This is a genomic window from Microbacterium sp. TWP3-1-2b2 (assembly GCF_049896145.1).
Lineage (GTDB): Bacteria > Actinomycetota > Actinomycetes > Actinomycetales > Microbacteriaceae > Microbacterium.
In genome coordinates this window covers 1,734,884-1,754,811 of sequence record NZ_JAFCTS010000001.1, presented here as the reverse complement: position 1 = coordinate 1,754,811, position 19,928 = coordinate 1,734,884, and the positions used below count along the sequence as shown (strand labels likewise).

Sequence of the window (19,928 nt, the reverse complement as noted above, 5' to 3'; positions counted from 1 at the left end):
GGCCACCAGGAAGCCTCGAGAAGGAAGTCTTCGACGAAATGACGAACAATAAGCCCACGATCACAGTTGGGCTGCCAGTGGCACGAGAGTCTGACACCTACGTGAGACAGGCGGTCCAGTCGGTGGTAAATCAGACATACTCCGATTGGGAGCTCCTAATCGTCGCCGACGGCTCAACGCCCCAGCTAGTCCGCCTTCTGCATACTTTTACCGATCCGCGGATCCGAGTCGTCGCGCATAAGGACTCCGCGGGGCTCGCTGCGCGACTAAACGAGATCGCCTCTCTCGCGCGTGGTGAGTTTCTCGCTCGCTTTGACGCGGACGACATCATGATGCCGAACCGGCTAACCCACCAGTTGGAGTTCCTGCGTAGGTCGGGCGCCGACGTGATCGACGGTCGAGCTATCGTGATCGACGAGAAAGCGGGGATCGTCGCGGCGACCCCGACCGTGACAGAACGTATTCGGGTTGAAAAAATGTTTGCGGCGACGCCGTTGATCCACCCCGCCGTCTTCGCGCGCACAGAGTGGTTCAGGAAGCACCCTTACGACGAGTCGCTGCTTCGCTGTCAGGATAAGGCGCTGTGGATCACAGCGTCTGAGGATTCGATAATCGCACGTGATTCCGAGCGCGTGCTGTTCTATCGGGTCTCGAGCGATCTGGATCCGAAGAAGTACGCAAGATCGGCGCGCTTCGAAAGGATCATCATTCGACGCTACGGCCCTGCCCGCATTGGAAAGTGGGCGACGGCATCGACCACCGCGCGTAGCTGGATCAAACAGCAACTCATCGTCGTCGCGTCGTCTCTGGGGCGCGGCGACGCCGTCATGACCAGGCGATATGCTGCTCTGAGCCGTGATGATGTCCACGTCTGGGATGATGTCCTTCTGCGATCTCTTCGCACACCTGTTCCGTCCGCTCAACCCCGAAGCGAGGAGAAGCCATGAAGGCGCTCATCACCGGCGCTGCCGGTTTCGTTGGAAGCAATCTCGCCCGCCGTCTCCTCGACGACGGGCACTCCGTCGTGGGCATTGATTCCCTCACGCCGTACTATGCGCCGCAGCTCAAGCTGCACAACCTCGAGGGACTGCGCGGCCCCGGATTTGAACTCCTCGAAGCCGACGTAAACGAGGTGGACCTGGACGCCGTGCTCGATGGCGTCGACGTCATCTATCACCAGGCGGGCCAACCGGGCGTCCGCTCTTCCTGGGGCCGCGAGTTCGAAGTATACACGCAAAACAACGTAGTCGCGACCCAGCGCCTGCTCGAGGCGGCACGGCGTCAAGGGCAGTTGCAGAAGTTCGTGTACGCTTCGTCGTCTTCCATCTACGGCGACGCAGAACGCTTTCCGACAACGGAACGGGATATCCCGCAGCCGGTGTCCCCGTACGGAGTGACGAAACTCGCTGCGGAGCACCTCGTGTCGCTTTACGGATCGAATTTCGGTGTGCCGACCATCTCTCTGCGTTACTTCACCGTCTACGGGCCTGGGCAGCGTCCGGACATGGCGTTCACTCGCTTCATGCAGTCCGCGCTGTCCGAACGGGAGATCCGCATCTTCGGCACCGGGGAACAGATCCGGGACTTCACGTTCATCGACGACATCGTAAATGCCAACCGTCGTGCAGGAGAGGCTACAGCTGCACGCCCCGGCGAGGTGGTGAACGTCTCGGGCGGGAGCAATATTTCGGTCAACGAGGTGTTGGACACACTCACCGCGATCGCCGGTCATCGTTTGAAAGTGTCGTATGTCGAACGCGCCGCCGGTGATGTCCATCGCACAGGCGGCTCCAGCGATAAGGCAGCTGACGTGCTGGGGTGGGCGAGTTCTATCGGAATCGAGGAGGGACTCCGTAGGCAGTTCGAATGGGCGAAGGACACGATGGACGTGTGGACAAACCTCCCGGAGAACTTCGTCTGATGCGCGCGATCGGCACCGATGTCGTCGCGGCTACAGTGACTTACGGAGACCGGTTCGACACCGTCTGTCGTCGTACCGTCGAGAGTGTACTGGAGGAGGGGGTATTCAGACTGCTCGTTGTGGACAACGGCTCAGTTGAGGCGAGCGCGCGAGCGATGGACGAGTTCGCCGCTGAGGAACCACGCGTAACGATATTGCGCAACGGCTCGAATGAAGGTTCCGCGAGCGCGTTCCGCGCAGCGATGATCTGGGCTTCCGGAACGGATGCGGATCTCGTCTGGCTGCTCGACGACGATAATGCCGTCGATCCCGGCACGCTCGCGGCGCTGATCGACGCTCGTGCTGCTGCATCGATCTCGCCGAACGACAACGTGATAGTGACGCCCCGCCGCATCCCCAATGCTCTCCACGAGCGCGTTGCAAGCGGCATCCCAATTGAACTCGTCTACCCCCGGCCCGGTGCGTTTCTCGGGTTCGACATTCTCGCGCTGATGTGGCGTCGACTTCGTCGGCGTGGCGCCATGAATGGTGATAAGACGAGAGTTGTCGAAGTGCCCTATGCCCCGTACGGCGGGCTACTCATTCCGCGCGAGCTGTTGCGGCTGCGGAGGCTCCCGGATACCCGTCTCCAGCTCTACGCAGACGACACGGTCTGGACGTCGGGTCTCGTGCGTTCAGGCCATCGCATCCTCCTTGTCCTTGATATCGTGATCGCGGATGCTGAGGGCAAATGGACGCAGGCCCAGCAGGGCAATTCGCTGACGAACTCACTACGGAGCCCGAGGCGCGATCGGCTGTATTTGTCGACGCGTAACCGGGTGTTTTTCGACCATCAGAGCTTGAGTGGTGTCGGATCGCGGCTGCGCTACCTTCTCAATCGTTCAACGGTAATGCTGTTCGCCATGATCAGTGCGCTCCGCTACTGCGAGCGAGACGGCCTGCGAATCTTCCTTACTGCCGTAAGAGATGCGGAGCGCGGCGACTTCTCGCGAACTGTGGCGCTCTAAGACGATTCCCGCCGTCGACGCTCAGCAAGAGCACCAGAGGTAAAGATCATGCTGAGCAGCAGCGCAAGCAGTAGGCTCGCGCCGATACCGATGTAGGCCGCGGCAATCCAGCCGTAAGTGGGAGTGAGCAGCGCATTCAGCACGAGGACGAGCACCCCCACGACAGCCTGACAGATGCTCCGGACACCTTGCTTGCCGAGCCCCATCAGTGCGTCGCCGAAGAAATAGGTTCCGGTCTGCCCGACCAGCATCAGGCTGAGCAGCGGGAGTATGACGCCGACGAGCTCGTAGCCCGGGCCGAGGATCAGCACAGCGACCGGCGCCAGCGCCCACAGAGCCGCTATGGCCACCAGCACGTATCCCGCAGCCACCGGGAGGACGCGGCTGAGTACGCGCCACACGGCCGAATACCCCCCTACCCCCGCGCGGAAGAGCTGCGTGTTCAAGGAGTACGTGATCGCTTGGAGTGGAGCAAACGCCATGTTGATAAGCCGATGCGCGGCGCCGTACTGCCCCGCCTCGGCTGTTCGCCCGCTGCCGGCGAGGATGAACTTGTCGCTGTCGTTCACTAGGATGCGAGATGACATCCCTAGGGCGAAGAACGTGCCCAGACGCCATGTGCTTCGAATCGACTGCCGATCGATGCGCGGGCCTCCGAATCGCACTGCGCAGATGATAAGGACGCCGATGGCGATCGCGATCGTCGAACCCGCGTAGAACCATGCCCAACTCAGAGCGCCTTGCGCGCCGACCAGGAGGAATACCCCCACGAGTGCCACACGGAGTGCGGCAGCGCAAACATTGAGGTGCGCTACACCCTTGAGTTCATCGTGCGCCTGGAACGATTGCAGGCCGACGTCGTAGGCTCGGGTGAAGACGAGCTCGGAGAGCAGCAACGGAATGAGGGCAAACGCAACCGCCGGGGCCAGCCATTGAGTGAAAAGAACCGCAGCAACAGCCAGCGGCAGGAAAGTCGCCGCGATATACACGTAGGCGGTGCCGAGTTGGGTGCGGTACTGATCGGAGTCGCGAGACGTCTTGAGGACGAGAACGTTGCCGGCCCCAAGCCCCGACACGGAGGCGAAGATCGTTACCAACGACAGAGCGCCTACGAATATGCCGTAATCATCGGCCCCAAGAGCCCGCGCGAGAAGTACGAAGTATGCGCCCTGAAGGGCGAACCCAGCGAGATAGGAGTACATCATCCACCCGGCACCGCGGGGCAAGCGTTTAAGGATCATGTGGTTTCGAGCAATCGAAAGCGGCCGATTCCTCGGCAAGTTTGAGCATTGGTGTGTCTGATGGGCGAGGCGGTGGGTCTTGTTCTGTTCTAGGTGACAGAACGAGCCAGCATTGAGCTTCACGCGGTTGCCCCTTCCTGATATATGGATCAGGAGGGGCGCCCGATTCCCACCTTACCGTGAGCGCGATCGCGTGGCCCCGTAGTGGGTGTGCAGCCCCGGCCCTTCAGCGGCCATCGAGCCGTAAACCCGTCGGAGACGGCTCGTTCATGTCTGATGCCCAGTCGGCTCCTGGTTAGATGGTGCTTGTGAGCGCCGACAACCCGATATCCCGCCGTCAGATGCGCCAGCAGCGCGCAGCCGCCCCGGACGAGGTCCTCGCGTTGTTCGAGTCGCCGGAGAAGAATCCGAAGGCTCGGCGCCCCCGGCGCGGGATCTGGATCACGCTTTCCGTGCTCGCGGTGCTCGTGGTCGGGGTCGGGATCCTGGGCTGGCGTGTGGTCGACGATGCGCTGCAGGTGCGCTCACACCTCACTACTGCGATGGGCGAGGTGCGGGACGTCCAAGCCGCTGTAGTCGCGGGCGATTTGGATGCGGCCCAGGCGTCGGCGGCAATCATCACCGCGGAGACCCAAGCAGCATCCGAACTCGTCCACGGAACCGCATGGTCGATCGCGTCCGCCATCCCGGCACCTTACATCGAGAACCTGCGTTCTGTGCGGACCGCCGTCGATGTGACAGACGACCTAGCCCGAAAGGTGCTCGTCCCATTGAGTTCGTTCGACATGTCCGCACTCGTCCCGAAGGATGGCGGCATCGACGTTGCCGCGATCGGCGGACTATCCGCTACGATCGACGTAATCAGCACTGCTGTTGACAGCGCGATGGTCCGGCTCGGGGATGCGGAGCGCACGAACCTCGTCCCACAGGTCTCCGACGCACTCAAGCAGCTCGACGACGTCGTCGTTACGGCAGAAGGCCTGATCGGTCCAGCGCGCGACATCCTCGGCGTGCTCCCCGGTGCGCTCGGCGCAGAGGGCCCCCGCACCTATCTCCTCATGTTCCAGGGGAACAGCGAAGCACGCAGCCTTGGGGGCAATGCAGCAGTTTTCGTGGTGCTCCACACCGAGGATGGAAAGATGTCGATCACCGACGTCGTGAACAGCTCGGACTTCCACCACCGCACCACCCCCATCACCGAACTCGACCCCGAGGCCGTGCACATCTACGGCGAGAAGATCGGGATGTACACACCCGACTTCACGATGGTCCCCGAGTTCCCCGAGGCGGTGCGGATTTTCTCTGCCTGGTGGGCGGACGCCGGCCGCGAACCATTCGACGCCGCGATCTCCCTCGACCCCGTCGCGCTAGCCTACATTCTGAAGGCTACCGGGCCTCTTCCGCTCGCCACGGGTGACACGATCAGCGCAGATAACGCCGCGCCGCTGTTACTCAACGAGGTCTACTTCCGCTACGAGGACCCAGACATGCAGAACGCGTTCTTCGGGGGCACCGCGGAAGCCGTGTTCAGTGCAATCGTCGGCGGCAAAGCCGCACCTGCTCCACTTATTCAGGGACTCACCCGCGCCGTCGACGAGGGACGACTGCTCTACCAGTCGAACGATCCGGACGAGACTGCTTTGATCGAATCCTCCCGCATGAGCGGTGCGATGCCAACCGACAACGCGGACCGCACCGTCATCGGCGTCTACGCGAATGACAATACCGGGTCCAAGAAGAGCTATTACCTCGATCTGGCAGTGAACGCGAAGTTGACGTGCACAGCTGACGGAGCGACGGTCACTGGCACGGCGAAACTTTCGTCGATGCTGACGGCTAATGAGGCTGCACGCCTCCCGTACTATATTAAGGGCCCGTACTTCGAGCCAGAGGACATCAGTACTTACATGGTGCTGTACGGCCCCGCGGGCGGCTCTTTGGCGTCCGTGACAATCGACGGAGCACCAGCGACCGTGCTTGCGCAAGGCCTGCATGGGGGGCGTCCAGCCGTAAAGGTTGAAGTGCGCAACCACCTCGCCGACCAGCACGTGATCGAGTATGCGTTCGAGGTGGCGAATAACGAGCTCGGCCCACTCGAAGTATGGCGCACTCCCATGAGCCGCGTGAGCGTCAATGACGCCAGCGGCCAGTCGTGCGAGTAGAGGCCGACTGGAGACTCGGCGCTCAGATGTCTTCCGGGGCAACGGGGTCGGCTTTGGATGCGACGACCCTGAACACTAACGACGAACGGTGCGACTGAGTCAACGCTCCCGGCTAAGCTGGATTGATGTTCATGCGAGTCGAGGCTCGCCCAGTCTCGGGGGATATTCAGTGAAGCTGTCTGTGATCGGATGCGGTTACCTGGGTGCGGTTCATGCGGCCGCCATGGCCTCGATCGGCCATGAGGTGGTCGGAATCGATGTCGACCCCGACAAGTTGGAGGCCCTGTCTCGCGGCGAAGCGCCATTCTTCGAGCCCGACCTTCAACGGCTGCTCGCCGATGGTGTGGCCAGCGGTCGATTGAGGTTCACCCATGATCTCGAAGAAGCGCGCGGCGCCAAGTTCCATTTCGTTGCGGTCGGAACGCCTCAACGCAAGGACGGCTCGGCCGCCGATCTTACGTACGTCAACGCGGCGATCGACGGACTACTTTCCATCCTTAGCGACGGCGACATCGTCGTCGGGAAATCGACCACCCCTGTGGGTACCGCGCAAGAACTCACACCGCGTGTCGAATCCGTCGGCGGGACACTTGTGTGGAACCCGGAGTTCTTGCGCGAAGGTTGGGCCGTCAAAGATACGATCGAGCCCGACCGAATCGTGGTCGGCGTGCCCAGTCGAGCTGACGGTGAGCCGACGGCGGCAGGGCACCTGGCTGTTGCCTCTCTCCGTGAGGTCTATGCGCCAGCAGTCTCGACGGGAACGCCCTTCATCGTCACCGACCTTGCCACGGCGGAGCTCGTGAAAGTCGCAGCCAACGCCTTCCTTGCAACGAAGATTTCGTTCATAAACGCGATGTCCGAGATCGCAGAGGTCACCGGCGCAGACGTGACGACACTTGCCGACGCGATTGGACATGATACTCGGATCGGTCGTCGCTTCCTCGGTGCGGGAATCGGATTTGGTGGTGGGTGTCTGCCGAAGGACATCCGAGCTTTCGCGGCACGTGCGGAGGAGCTCGGGCGTGGAGAGGCGGTCGGTTTCCTGCGCGAGGTTGACGAGATTAACATGAGGAGACGCGACCGCGCGGTCGCGATCGTAGAGGAGGCGCTCGGGGGATCGGTCTTCGAGAAGCAGATCACGGTTCTCGGGGCGGCCTTCAAGCCCCATAGCGACGACGTCCGCGACTCGCCGGCTCTCGACGTCGCGACGCGTTTGCACGGTCTAGGCGCGAAGGTGAAGGTCACAGATCCCGCTGCGATCGAGAACGCGCGCCGAGTGAGCCCCCAGCTCACTTATGTCGCGGATCGCGATGAGGCGCTCGAAGGCGCAGATCTGGTCCTTCTCGTGACTGAGTGGGACGAGTATCGCCGGGAGATGCACCCGCTGCAGGTCGCTGATCTGGTGTCGGCTTCGATCATCGTCGACGGACGCAATTGCCTGGATGCACGTGAGTGGCGCGATGCCGGTTTCGTTTACTACGGTATGGGCCGTCCCTGATTCGCGAGCGTTTTCGCGCAAGCTCCCGATGCTCAGCTGCACCGTTCAACGATCGAACGAATGGTGCTCGGCGCCGGGATTCCAACGCCTTTCAGCCGGGCGCGGACGAGATGGTAAGAAGCCCGGCCCTGCGGTCCAGGATGACCTCTGCACGGTGGCCGCCGAGAACGGCAGGGTCCGGCACGAGTTCACCGCCGACAGCCCGAACTAGCTCTGGCTGACCGACATCACCGAACACCGGACCGCAGAAGGCAAGCTTTAACTCTGGGCGATCAAGAACATGTTCGGGAACAACACAGTCGGTACTCGATCGACCCGCGGGTGAAGTCCAGCCCGGCCGTCCGAGCCTTTGATAATGCCATCGCGATGCGCGGCGAAGCGCCGGTTGCGTGGTCCATTCCGACGAGGGTCGTAATTTCGAAGCCGGAAGTTCCTGCGCGCACTGACCCGTCTTCGTCTGGTCGGATCCATCGGCTGGGTCACGTCTTGCGGCGATGGCGCCTTCATGGAATCGTTCTTCAGCTTGCTGCAGAAGAACGTCCTCGACCGTCGCTCCTGGACCACCCATGACCAGCTGCGCGTCGAAATCGTGACCTGGATCGAACGCTCCTACCACCAGCGCGGCCGTCTGGCGGCGCTGGGCGTTTAGTGGCCCATCGAATTCGAGACCATCATGAACACGACCGTCGGACTGGCGGCGTAACGAGAGTTGTCGCCTATCCGGGCAGCAGTCCCTCGATATCAGTGGTGATCACCTCAACTGCGTCCGCTGCGGGTGCCGTTACCGACGCCGATCGACGAGATCCGACGCGGACGTTGGGCATGGCAGAATCGTATAGTGACGAGAACATCTGCCTACAGCCTCAAAGACAACAGGTATCTGCCGCAGTTGGATGGACTTCGAGCCTTCGCAGTCATCGCTGTTCTCGCATATCATTCCCACTTGCCATTGACTCAGGGCGGGTACGTTGGCGTAGACGTTTTCTTTGTTCTCAGCGGCTACCTAATAACCACGATCCTGTTGACCGAGATCTCTGCGACGGGACGCATCCGTTTCGGTGTGTTCTACGCGAAGCGGGCACTACGTCTGTTCCCGGCGCTGCTGCTGGTGTGCATCGTCATAGCCGCAGTCTGGGCCGCAGTGCCCTGGGCCCCCACGAGGGAAGCGACGCTTGTCGGTGTGCCCGCCGCAATTAGCTACCTGTCGTCATGGGTGCGCGCCTTCGATCTCAGCACACTGGGGTATTTGGGCCATACGTGGTCGCTGTCAGTTGAGGAGCATTTCTATTTGCTCTGGCCGCTGTGTCTCTTTCTCGCGATCAAGATCACCAAGCATGTGCGCATGTCGATCGTGCTGATCATGGTGCTAGCGGTCGTCTACCAACTGATCGCGCCCGCACTTGGGTGGTCGTTCGACCGTGTTTACAACGGTTCCGACACCCGGGCCTTCCAGATTCTCATCGGATGTGCGCTGGCAGCCCTCCTGCCTCGGCTGACACGAATCAGTCTGTGGGCTGCTTTAATCGCGGTACTAGCACTCGTTGCCGCCTTCTTCTTCATGCCATACGAGTCCCCAATCTACCTGTTCGGAGGAGCAGTCGTCGTCGGGTTCGCGACCGCGATCATCATCGGGCACGTGGTTCTCAATGAAAGACGGGTGACAGCATTTCTCTCGCTGCGCCCCTTTGTCTGGATAGGAAAGAGGTCGTACGGCATCTATCTTTGGCATTACCCTATCTTCGGAATTCTCGCAGCAAGCACACTTCCGTTCCTTCTCGCCGCAGGGCTCGGGGTGACCTTCTCCATTGTGATTCCGGCGCTGTCATATCGGTACGTCGAAAGCCCGTTCCTTCGGCTGAAGAACCGATTCGCTCGGGCTAGGAAGATTGCTGTCGAACTGTGACGTAACCGGCGCACGCTCTATCGAATCATGCGGGCCGCCCTAGCGTCGGACGCTGGTGTCCGGAATCGAGTGACGCAGCGCGCTCGTGGTGACCTTTCTTCGTGCCGGAGATCGCCCATTTCAGAATGAGTCCGCCCAGCACGGCGAGAAGGATCAGGCGCAGATCAGAGAACCAGGAGCCAAAGAATGACCACGCGCCAACCGTGAGCAGGAATGCGAGCGCCGGGATGACGACCATGGAGCCGTCTCGCAGCAGGCGTCGTTGGAATGTTGCAGTGAGGAAGGCGAGGGCCGCAGAGATGACGATGATCCCCGCCCAGCGGAAGTCGAGATAATACTCGCCCAAGGCGCCGGCAACGTTGGTGATCGTGGCTTCGCCGAACAGGTTCACGGGCGTGAAATTGAGGTTGTATCGAGTCTGCTCCACCGGAAATCCGAGGCGTGCGAGAACAGACCACAGCCCACCGAACGTGTATCCGCCCATGCCGAGCGTGGGGTCAAGGCCGCCGCCTTCCGCGGGAAGTGGTGCCCAGTCTGCGCCTTGCGCGTTGCGCGCGTTCAAACCTGCGAGCCCACCGAGGAGGTACTCGGCGAACGTTGTGACAATGCCGCGCTCTTCCGCCTTGCCGCCGCGCGTCCCACTGAGGAAGACCATGAACCACGCAGCGGCCCCGAGTGCCACCAGCCCTGCAAAAATCCCAGGGAGCGCTGACCTACGGCGTGCTCCCTTCGCTCGACGCTCGAGGTCCACACCCGACCATTTCACGGCAAACACGCCAAACGTGAATAGGAGAACACTCAACACGACGGACGTCCGCTGAAGCGTGAGGATACTGATCGCGCTGGACAGCGCCACCGGGACGATCGCCGCCAGCCGGTACCTTGCCACCCACAGCACCGAACCCGTGAACAGTGAAGACATCCCCACTATGAACAGGACATAGTTGAGGCCAGCAGCCAGCAGGCCACCCTCTCCCAGCCCGGACTGCGCCTTGCTCAACGCATCATCGATGACCGCCCGCCGGTATACGTCACCCGCGCCGTCGAAGATCGCGCCGAGCCCGCCAACAGACTGGATCGTCGGCCACATTGTGAGGAACTGGGTCGCGACATAGGCGGCGAGCACACCGATCAGTATCATGTGCTTCGATCGAAGGTTCGCGATGTCGATGTTGGGTCGCACGTTTTCCTCAACCTGCGGCCCGCCTCGCCACGCCCATCCGATCAACGCGCCCACGATCGTAGCCAGCCAAGACGCAAGCAACATGATCCACGTCAGGTCCAGGATGCCATCGGTGACACCGCCGAACCAGACAGCCACGAGGACACTACCTAGCCAGGGCACTGTGGCGACCGACACCGCGTTGATCAGGGGCATGCGGCTGGCGCGTGTCAGCAGCAGTCCGCCGATCGTTACGAAGCACAGGAGAAGCGCAAACTCCAAGAGGTGAGTTCCCTTCGCGGGGTTAGGGTCAGTGCGTGAAGCCTCTACGAATCCTAGCCACCCTTGGCGTTGGAAATCTTCGTGCTCACCGCATGTTGAACCGTCTCAGCTTGCGACTGCTGCACGGTTAGGTGACAGTTTCTAGTCAGGGACTGCTGCACGGATAGGCGACGGCTCGCGTCACGGCACCAGGGCGGAGGTCGTGTTCAGGATGGTCTCGAATTCGGCGAGCGTGAAACGTCCGGGTTAGTCCGCCGTCGGCGGCGATGGGACGTCCGTTCGATGTAGGTCGCGTTCGCGATGCGCAACTCTGCCCGGGTGGCCCGGGATCGCCGGGTCGATGTTGCGTACCGCCGGGGTGCCGGCCTGTGCGCGGGCAGGTGCGTCCTGCTTTGCGAGCTCGAGTACGCGTTCATCTTCGGTTCCGCGCTTGCAGGGGAGACGCCTGCGTTGACCAGCACGGTCGTGCCGGCGAGTCGCGGCTGATGGGAGATGCCATGGCTGAGGTCAGCGGTGACGGCGGCGTAGTCGAGTTCGCGGCGGACAACTTGCTGGGCGAGGCGGCGGCCGTGGCCGGTGAATAGGCACTGCGTGGGGCGGCAGTCATGGCGAAGGCCGGACTGTGGGAGCGGATATCGGTGATTTCATCGATCAGGATGAGAGTGTTCTCATCGAGCGGAACGAAGCGTTCGTTGGCGAGTTGCCTAGGGCGACCACACTCAGGGCCCGTCCCCGTCGATCTCGTGGACGCGGTCCAGCTCGAGATCGAGCAACTCTCCGGATCGAAGTCCGCAGGCGCGCTGCAGCCACAAAGCACGTGCGGCAAGTAGGTCGGAGGGATGATCGGCAGCGCGGGGGTATGCATCGATCGTGAGGTAGCGGGGCGGTACCTGCGGTAGCTTCGGGAAATCGTCGCAGTACGGCATCTTGCGGGGTGGACCCACATCCCGTCCCAGTTCGGTGACGTCGGTCAGGACGACCTCGAACGCACCGTAGTCAATGCTGCCCGGGTGCTACCTCCTGACGGAATGCGTTGGTGCGCGCAGCGTCCGCTCATTCCGCCACCGTATACCGCCCCTGCAGGCCCTCAGGGTTCTGCTTCTGCCAGCGCCAGGAATCCCGGCACGCATCGTCGAGGGAGCGCTTCGCGGACCAGCCGAGCATCTGGTTGGCGCGGGACGGGTCTGCGATCACCCTGCTGACGTCACCAGCACGGGGCTCGGTGATGACGTACGGCACATCTTTGCCGCTGGCTTCGGCGTACGCACCGATCACGTCGAGCACGCTATAACCGATGCCTGAGCCCAGGTTATACGTCGCGACCCCAGGCTCCAGATGCTGCAGCGCAGCAAGATGGCCATCCGCCAGGTCCATGACGTGGATGTAGTCGCGAACCCCAGTGCCGTCTGGCGTCGCGTACGCGTCGCCGAACACTTTCACGCTCTCACGTTGTCCGGCGGCGACCTGTGCCACATAAGGCATGAGATTGTTCGGAACACCCGACGGGCTCTCGCCGATCCGTCCAGACTCGTGGGCGCCGACCGGATTGAAATAACGGAGCAGCACTGCCTTGAAGTCAGGCCATGAGGCGTGCACGTCTCGGATGATCTGCTCGATCATCGCTTTGGACCGTCCGTAGGGATTCGTAAGACCCTGACCGGTCGGGTGAGACTCGTCGATCCGTTCAGTCTGGGGAACGCCGTAGACGGTCGCAGAGGAACTGAACACCAGCTCGCGCACGTTCTTCGCCCGAAGGATGTCGAGAAGGTTCAACGTCGAGACGATGTTATTGCGGTAATACGCTGAGGGGTTTTTCACGGATTCGCCTACAGCCTTGAAACCAGCAAGATGAATGGCGGCCTCAAAGTCAATGACCTGGAGCGCCTGCGCTGCTTCGCGGAGGTCGCCGAGGTTACAGGCGATCGTTTGCACGGAACGGTCGGTCAGAGCTTCGATGCGAGCTACCGATTCGGCGCTGCTGTTCGAGAAATCATCCAACACGGTTACGTCGTAACCTGCCTCGAGCAGCACGAGAGCCGTGTGCGAGCCGATGTATCCGGCACCGCCGGTGAGGAGAACGCGCATGGGCCCAAGCTTAGCTATGCGCACGTGAGGCAGAATCATCTGCGCGCCGGTGGGTGACTTTGCCCTAGTGTGCGAGCACCGGCCGGCGCGCTATGCGCGCAGCTCGAGTGCCGGTGCAGTGACTTGCGCCGTAGTCGGGTTGGAGCAGCCGAGCGCATCAGCGCAGCTGTCCGAACATCCCCTATAGGCGTGGCGGCAGAGCCTCGTCCGGTGCGTCCGCAGTCCCGCACGGGGGCAGGGCTCATGTCTTGATTTGAAAATACAGGAAGAAAAGCTGCAGAAAGAAAGAGGACAGCAGAGCAATGAGTAATGCGACCAGTAAGCGCGCGCGGAAGTGAGGCTCGGCAGCCGTTGCCGCGTCGACGTCTTTTGCCGGACCACAATGCTGTCCGGGTCGAACGCTTAACCTGCCGTAGCCAGCGCCTGGACCGCTGGCCCCAACGCTTAGAGGGTGAGCTGTATGGCACGATGGAGCCGTGAAGGGCATAATTCTTGCGGGCGGCTCGGGTACTCGGTTGCATCCGATTACTCTCGGTGTGTCGAAGCAGTTGATCCCGGTGTATGACAAGCCGATGGTCTATTATCCGTTGTCGACGTTAATGCTCGCGGGCATCCGGGATATTCTCGTGATCACGACGCCGCACGACGCGGAGCATTTCGAGCGTCTGCTGGGCGACGGATCGCAGTTCGGGATCAATCTCGCGTTCGCTCAGCAGCCGTCTCCGGACGGTCTGGCGCAGGCTTTCACAATCGGCGCCGACTTTATCGGAGATGACAGTGTCGCCCTCGTGCTCGGTGACAATCTCCTGTACGGTCCAGGGCTGGGCAGTCGCCTCCAACGCTTCGCTGACATCGATGGCGGCGCGGTTTTCGCATATTGGGTCGCTGAGCCCCAGGCGTACGGCGTGGTCGAGTTTGACGGTGAGGGCAAGGCGATCTCTCTGGAGGAGAAACCGGCGTCACCGAAGAGCAACTATGCGGTACCCGGCCTGTATTTCTACGACAACGACGTCGTCGCGATGGCACAGAACCTCCAACCGAGTGCGCGTGGAGAGTACGAGATCACTGATATCAACCGTGCTTACCTGGAGCGAGACAAGCTGCAGGTGGAGGTGCTGCCGCGCGGTACCGCATGGCTGGACACCGGCACATTCGATCAGATGACTGATGCTGCCGACTACGTCCGCACAATGGAGCGGCGGACGGCGTTGAAGATCGGCGTGCCGGAGGAGATCGCCTGGCGCCAGGGATACCTCACGGATGACGAGTTGCGCTCACGCGCGGACAAGCTGGTGAAGTCGGGCTATGGGAGCTACCTGCTCGACATGCTCAAGAGAGGACACGCATGAGCCGTCTGCTCGTGACCGGAGGGGCCGGATTCATCGGATCGAACTTCGTGCACCACGTTGTAGAGAACACCGACCACCATGTGACCGTTCTCGATGCGCTGACGTATGCCGGAAACCGAGCATCGCTCGTGGGGCTGTCGGAGGACCGTGTCGCGTTCGTTCACGGCGACATCACGGATGCGCCGCTCGTGGACGAGCTGTTCGCACGTTCGGATGCGGTGCTGCACTACGCGGCGGAGTCGCACAACGACAACTCGTTGCATGATCCGCGTCCGTTCCTGGACACGAACATCGTCGGCACCTACACGCTGCTCGAGGCGGCGCGTCGCCATGACACCCGTCTGCATCACATCTCGACCGATGAGGTGTACGGAGACCTCGAACTGGATGATCCCGAGCGATTCACCGAGACCACGCCCTACAATCCGTCTTCGCCGTACTCCTCGACCAAGGCCGGCAGCGACCTGCTGGTGCGCGCGTGGGTGCGCTCGTTCGGAGTGCGGGCCACGATCTCGAACTGCTCGAACAACTACGGTCCGTACCAGCACGTGGAGAAGTTTATCCCCCGCCAGATCACCAACGTGATCCGCGGCATCCGGCCCAAGCTCTACGGTGCGGGTGAGAACGTGCGCGACTGGATCCATGCCGACGACCACTCCTCCGCTGTGCTGACCATTCTCGAGAAGGGCGTCGACGGCGAGACGTACCTGATCGGCGCCGACGGAGAGAAGAACAACAAAGACGTCGTCGAGCTGGTCCTCACGCTGATGGGACAGCCCGCGGACGCATACGAGCACGTCACCGACCGCGCCGGACACGACCTGCGTTACGCGATCGACTCGACGAAGCTGCGCACCGAGCTCGGCTGGACCCCCTCGTACGGCGACTTCGAGTCGGGCCTCTCGGCCACGATCGACTGGTACAGGGCGAACGAGGGCTGGTGGGCGCCCAGCAAGGATGCCACCGAGGGCTTCTACGCAGGAAAAGGGCAATGAGCGACATCTTCGGCAAACAGCTGCAGCCCATTGAAACGCCGATCCCAGGACTCATCGTGTTCGAGCTGCCGGTGCACGGCGACTCACGCGGGTGGTTCAAGGAGAACTGGCAGCGCGAGAAGATGACCACACTGGGTCTCGAGGACTTCGGCCCCGTGCAGAACAACATCTCCTTCAATGACGCGGTCGGCACCACTCGCGGCATCCACGCAGAGCCGTGGGACAAGTGGGTATCGGTCGCGACCGGACGCATCTTCGGCGCCTGGGTCGACCTGCGCGAGGGTCCGAGCTTCGGCGCGGTCTTCACCACCGAGATCGACCCGTCGCGGGCGATCTTCGTTCCCCGCGGTGTCGGCAACTCCTATCAGACGCTCGCGCCGGACACGGCGTACGCCTACCTCGTGAACGACCACTGGTCTCCGGCGGCGGAGTACGCCTTCCTGAATCTCGCCGACGAGAGCGCCGCAATCGAGTGGCCCATCCCGCTCAGCGAGGTCGAGATCTCGGAGAAGGACAAGGCGCATCCACGGCTCGCCGACGTCACACCGATCGCCCCACGCAAAACGCTGGTGCTCGGTGCGGGTGGGCAGCTCGGTCTCGCGCTACGTGAACGGCTCGGAGACGCGCCTCACATCGAGTACGTCACCCGTGACGAGCTCGACGTCACGGCTCCCGACATCGCACGAGCGCGACGCTGGCGCGACTACGGCACGATCATCAACGCCGCCGCGTACACGGCCGTCGATGCCGCAGAGACGGCCGAAGGACGTACTGCCGCATGGCAGGCGAATGCTGTGGCGGTCGCGGCACTCGCACGCGTCGCCAACGAGAACGGCATCACGCTCGTGCACGTCTCGAGCGACTACGTGTTCGACGGTTCCGCGACGGGCGCTTACACCGAGGATGCCGAATTCGCGCCGCTCGGCGTGTACGGTCAAACCAAAGCGGCCGGAGATCTCGCCGCGCAGACCTCGTCACGGCACTACATCGTGCGCACATCCTGGGTGATCGGCGAGGGCAAGAACTTCGTCCGCACCATGGCCTCGCTCGCGGACAGTGGTGTCGATCCGAGCGTCGTCAGCGACCAGATCGGGCGGCTGTCATTCACGAACGACATCGCGGATGCCATCGTGCATTTGTTGGAGAAGAATGCCGCGTATGGCACGTACAACGTCACCTGCAGCGGCCCAGCGCTCTCATGGGCCGACGTTGCCCGCGAGGTATTCCGCCTTACTGGCAACGACAACGCACGCGTCGGCAACGTGACGACTGCGGCGTACTTCGCGAACGCATCCACTCCGGTTTCTCCGCGTCCTCTAAACAGCGTGCTGGATCTGGCGAAGATCACCGCGACAGGGTTCACCCTGCGTGACGGCGGCGTGGCGCTGGCCGACTACCTCGCTGTTCGCTCGCCGAGCGAAGCTGGACGCAAACTACCCTCTTAGGATTCGACCGATTCAGCCGAGCGCAGCCCGCACGACGCGCTCGACCTCATCCAGGGCAGGGATCAGTTGAGCGGCCGACTTCGCGTATGTCTCCTGCGAGCGGCGATACGGGTCGATCACGTCGTCGTCTTCAGGATCAGCCGGCACGAGTCCACGCTGATCCGTGACAGCCTGCAACACAGCAGCCAGCCGCGCCTTCGGATCGGCGCCGGCGGCCTCGGCGGCGGCGTGGGCCTGATCGGTGCTGAGCGTCGACGCGAGCCGTGCGAACTCTCGAACCGTGAACGTGCGGCGCATCCGGCTCGGCATCATCTTGACGGCGTACGAACGGTGCTCCCTCGCCATGGCGAGCACCAGATCAGCCCCGAGCAGGTACGGCTCGACCAGGTAGCGGGCGCTGTGAGCCGCGGCATCCGCCGGGCTCGCACCCGACTCGACCGCGAGTGCCTGCGCCGGCTCGGTCATCGCGTGATCGACCAACGCGTGCGTGCCGGCGCTGTGCACGCGCACACCGAGCGACTCGAGCCGCGCGCGCAGCAGCACCTCGGCCATGGGGGAGCGGCAGATGTTTCCGGTGCACACCGTAAGGATGGTCGGCCGGGCATCGTCTGTCGATTCGGCCGGCTTCGCACTGCCGAAGAGTGATGGGGCCGCGGGCGGCTGGGGCGTCGGAGTGCTCTTCGCCATTCGCTGCTCGCGCCACTCGCGACGGCTCATGCCGGCAGGGCGGTCGGGGGGGAGAGGTGTCACGCTTCCACCCTACGACTCACGTGCAAGACCGGTGTCGATGTGACCCAGGCAGACGCCCAGCCAGATGCAGCACGGATCATGCGTCCACCATCGCCGGTTGCACCCTCCGCGGAGCGGGATGCCGCTGCACGAACAGGCGAATAACGAGGCATCCGATCGCGGTGCCGATCGTGTTCGCGACGACATCCGACAGAGTGGGGTATCGACTCGGCAGCATCGTCTGAACCAACTCGATCGTGGCGCTCGCCGAATAACCCAGCAGCAGCACCACCCACGCGTTCGATCGCGGCCACGCGGCAACCAGCAGCAGACCGAGCGGAACGAACAGTGCGATGTTCGCGAGGAACTCGAAGACCGCGTAACTCGTGGTGAGCGAGATGCCGGAGTGCTCGCTCACGTACCGAGCGAACCGGAAGACGATGCCGGTCACCTTGGATGCTGCGGTGGCCGGCAACCACACGATCAGCGCCACCGCGATGGCGTAGGGCACGAGCATCACACGGGCGACGATCGCGAACGGCGGGACGCGGGGTGCGGGCATGGGCCGATTCTATGAGCGCGACCCTGGGACAGCCTGAGTGACGCGTCCGCGTCCTGCCGTCATCCAGTCCCGCCTTGCCGGTTACGTGCAGGTGAATACGGCCGACAGTGATCTTTGACAGGCTGCCTAAGGAGTTGGAATGTCATCGTCTCCTCCCGCCGGGTGGTATCCGGATCCCTCTGCAGAGAACTCCAGCGACCTGCGCTGGTGGGATGGCTCCACCTGGACTGCTCAGGTGCGTTCTGTCGCGCAGCCGACATCGGTAATGCCCCCGCCCGCTGCATCCGCCGCACCGGCCGCCGTGATCGCCGAGAAGAAGCGTCGACTGCCGATATGGGCCTGGATCGTGCTCGGGCTGGCCGTCCTGGTACTCGGGCTGATCTTGGCGCCGATCTTCGCGCCGCTGTGGCTGGTGGTGCTCATCACCGGCATCGTCGCCCTCGTGAAGAACACGCCGACTTGGCTGCGGTTCCGTGACCGCAAGGTCGCGACGATCGTCACCGCGGTGTCAGCGGTCGCATTTCTCATCACCGGAAACATCAGCACGATCGTGGTCGGCTCGACCACGGACAAGCCGGTGGCGGCGGCCTCACCCAGCGCGACAGCCGAAGCCAGCCCGGCACCGGCTCCCTCACCGACGCCCACCTCTTCGTTCGCGGACGACGACGCCGAGCCCGCCGCGTTCATCGGAGACACCGCGACGGTTGCCGACACCTCCGCCACCGAGGGGCTGACGGCGCTCGACGTGCTCGAGACCTTGCCGATCAAGGGACGCGCGGCCAAGACCGGCTACGACCGAGACGAGTTCGGCCAGCGCTGGTTGGACGTCGACCGAAACGGCTGCGACACCCGCAACGACACCCTCGCCGCGCAGCTGATTGACGTCAACCTTTCGGGACGCTGCAGGGTCCTCTCCGGCATCCTCGACGACCCGTTCACCGGGCAGACGATCACCTTCGAGCGTGGCCAGGGAACGTCGGAGCTGGTGCAGATCGATCACGTCGTCGCGCTTTCGGATGCATGGCAGAAGGGCGCGCAGCAGCTCACGGCCGACCAGCGGGCGACATTTGCGAACGATCCGCTGAACCTGCTCGCGGTCGACGGCAAGGCCAACGCCCAGAAGAGCGATGGCGATGCTGCCACCTGGTTGCCGGCGAACAAGAGCTTCCGCTGCGAGTACGTCGCACGGCAGGTGTCGGTCAAGGCCACTTATGGGCTGTGGGTGACACAGGCCGAGTATGACGCCATCGCGCGCGTGCTCGGCGGTTGCGCGGATGAGCCGGCGATGACGTCGGCGTTCGCCGCGGCGGCACCTGTCGACGTCGCACCTGCTCCCGCTCCCGCTCCCGCAGAACCCGCGCCCGTCGCACCGGCCCCAGCTCCTGCGCCCGTCGCACCCGCGCCGGTCGCGCCCGCGCCTGTGCCGGTCGCTCCCGCTCCTGCGCCGCCGGCTTCGACGTACTACGAGAACTGCACGGCAGTCCGCGCTGCGGGAGCTGCTCCCATCCGCGCCGGCGACCCTGGCTACAGCCGCAAGCTCGACCGAGACGGAGACGGAATCGCCTGCGAGTGACGGCGTCACGTTGG

The 19,928-nt window shown here is 63.0% G+C and carries 16 protein-coding genes; 11 read left to right on the top strand and 5 right to left on the bottom strand.

The window, feature by feature from the left end; all coding sequences use genetic code 11:
- Positions 1-38: 38 nt before the first annotated feature.
- The 3 genes from ACP7AR_RS08685 to ACP7AR_RS08675 are packed head-to-tail and all read left to right on the top strand — an operon-like array spanning position 39 to position 2,928.
- Positions 39-947, top strand: coding sequence for a glycosyltransferase family 2 protein (locus ACP7AR_RS08685; RefSeq protein ID WP_426184761.1), 909 nt, complete (start codon positions 39-41; stop codon positions 945-947).
- On the top strand, positions 944-1,921 hold the full coding sequence (locus tag ACP7AR_RS08680) for an NAD-dependent epimerase/dehydratase family protein (protein ID WP_426184759.1): 978 nt from the start codon (positions 944-946) through the stop codon (positions 1,919-1,921). The genes ACP7AR_RS08685 and ACP7AR_RS08680 overlap by 4 nt, the downstream gene beginning before the upstream one ends.
- Entirely contained in the window at positions 1,891-2,928 is a 1,038-nt protein-coding gene (locus tag ACP7AR_RS08675; protein ID WP_426184757.1) for a glycosyltransferase family 2 protein, read from the top strand. The genes ACP7AR_RS08680 and ACP7AR_RS08675 overlap by 31 nt, the downstream gene beginning before the upstream one ends.
- On the opposite strand, the gene ACP7AR_RS08670 is transcribed toward ACP7AR_RS08675, so the two are convergent.
- On the bottom strand, positions 2,925-4,292 hold the full coding sequence (locus ACP7AR_RS08670) for a lipopolysaccharide biosynthesis protein (protein ID WP_426184755.1): 1,368 nt from the start codon (positions 4,290-4,292) through the stop codon (positions 2,925-2,927). The two genes, ACP7AR_RS08675 and ACP7AR_RS08670, sit on opposite strands and share 4 nt — an antisense overlap.
- A gap of 176 nt (positions 4,293-4,468) precedes the next feature.
- Between ACP7AR_RS08670 and ACP7AR_RS08665 the strand changes: the two genes are divergently transcribed.
- From ACP7AR_RS08665 to ACP7AR_RS08650, 4 genes are all read left to right on the top strand, one after another.
- Positions 4,469-6,331 carry a DUF4012 domain-containing protein gene (locus ACP7AR_RS08665; RefSeq protein WP_426184753.1) on the top strand — a complete coding sequence of 621 codons (1,863 nt, stop codon included), beginning with the start codon at positions 4,469-4,471 and terminating at the stop codon, positions 6,329-6,331.
- Positions 6,332-6,500: 169 nt separating this feature from the next.
- Positions 6,501-7,829, top strand: coding sequence for a UDP-glucose dehydrogenase family protein (locus ACP7AR_RS08660; protein ID WP_426184751.1), 1,329 nt, complete (start codon positions 6,501-6,503; stop codon positions 7,827-7,829).
- A 505-nt stretch (positions 7,830-8,334) separates the two neighbouring features.
- The gene (locus tag ACP7AR_RS08655) at positions 8,335-8,478 is read left to right on the top strand and encodes a hypothetical protein (protein WP_426184749.1); all 144 of its coding nucleotides are present in this window, start codon (positions 8,335-8,337) and stop codon (positions 8,476-8,478) included.
- A gap of 189 nt (positions 8,479-8,667) precedes the next feature.
- On the top strand, positions 8,668-9,732 hold the full coding sequence (locus ACP7AR_RS08650) for an acyltransferase family protein (RefSeq protein WP_426184747.1): 1,065 nt from the start codon (positions 8,668-8,670) through the stop codon (positions 9,730-9,732).
- A gap of 25 nt (positions 9,733-9,757) precedes the next feature.
- Here the strand turns inward: ACP7AR_RS08650 and ACP7AR_RS08645 are convergent, their stop codons facing one another.
- Positions 9,758-11,176, bottom strand: coding sequence for an O-antigen polymerase (locus ACP7AR_RS08645; protein WP_426184745.1), 1,419 nt, complete (start codon positions 11,174-11,176; stop codon positions 9,758-9,760).
- Positions 11,177-12,229: 1,053 nt separating this feature from the next.
- On the bottom strand, positions 12,230-13,261 hold the full coding sequence (galE, locus tag ACP7AR_RS08640; protein WP_426184743.1) for a UDP-glucose 4-epimerase GalE: 1,032 nt from the start codon (positions 13,259-13,261) through the stop codon (positions 12,230-12,232).
- A gap of 476 nt (positions 13,262-13,737) precedes the next feature.
- Between galE and rfbA the strand changes: the two genes are divergently transcribed.
- Genes rfbA through ACP7AR_RS08625 form a run of 3 tightly spaced genes read left to right on the top strand, consistent with a single transcriptional unit; the run spans position 13,738 to position 17,050 of the window.
- Positions 13,738-14,610 (top strand): glucose-1-phosphate thymidylyltransferase RfbA, encoded by an 873-nt coding sequence (rfbA, locus tag ACP7AR_RS08635; RefSeq protein WP_426184741.1) that lies wholly within the window; start codon positions 13,738-13,740, stop codon positions 14,608-14,610.
- Positions 14,607-15,605, top strand: coding sequence for a dTDP-glucose 4,6-dehydratase (gene rfbB, locus ACP7AR_RS08630; RefSeq protein WP_426184739.1), 999 nt, complete (start codon positions 14,607-14,609; stop codon positions 15,603-15,605). The genes rfbA and rfbB overlap by 4 nt, the downstream gene beginning before the upstream one ends.
- Positions 15,602-17,050 carry a sugar nucleotide-binding protein gene (locus ACP7AR_RS08625; RefSeq protein WP_426184737.1) on the top strand — a complete coding sequence of 483 codons (1,449 nt, stop codon included), beginning with the start codon at positions 15,602-15,604 and terminating at the stop codon, positions 17,048-17,050. Before rfbB ends, ACP7AR_RS08625 begins: the two co-directional genes overlap by 4 nt.
- A 12-nt stretch (positions 17,051-17,062) precedes the next feature.
- On the opposite strand, the gene ACP7AR_RS08620 is transcribed toward ACP7AR_RS08625, so the two are convergent.
- Positions 17,063-17,800 (bottom strand): low molecular weight phosphatase family protein, encoded by a 738-nt coding sequence (locus tag ACP7AR_RS08620; protein WP_426184735.1) that lies wholly within the window; start codon positions 17,798-17,800, stop codon positions 17,063-17,065.
- A gap of 76 nt (positions 17,801-17,876) precedes the next feature.
- Positions 17,877-18,341 carry a VanZ family protein gene (locus ACP7AR_RS08615; RefSeq protein WP_426184733.1) on the bottom strand — a complete coding sequence of 155 codons (465 nt, stop codon included), beginning with the start codon at positions 18,339-18,341 and terminating at the stop codon, positions 17,877-17,879.
- Between the two features lie 139 nt (positions 18,342-18,480).
- On the opposite strand from ACP7AR_RS08615, the gene ACP7AR_RS08610 reads away from it, so the two are divergent.
- On the top strand, positions 18,481-19,914 hold the full coding sequence (locus tag ACP7AR_RS08610) for a GmrSD restriction endonuclease domain-containing protein (RefSeq protein WP_426184731.1): 1,434 nt from the start codon (positions 18,481-18,483) through the stop codon (positions 19,912-19,914).
- Positions 19,915-19,928 lie beyond the last annotated feature (14 nt).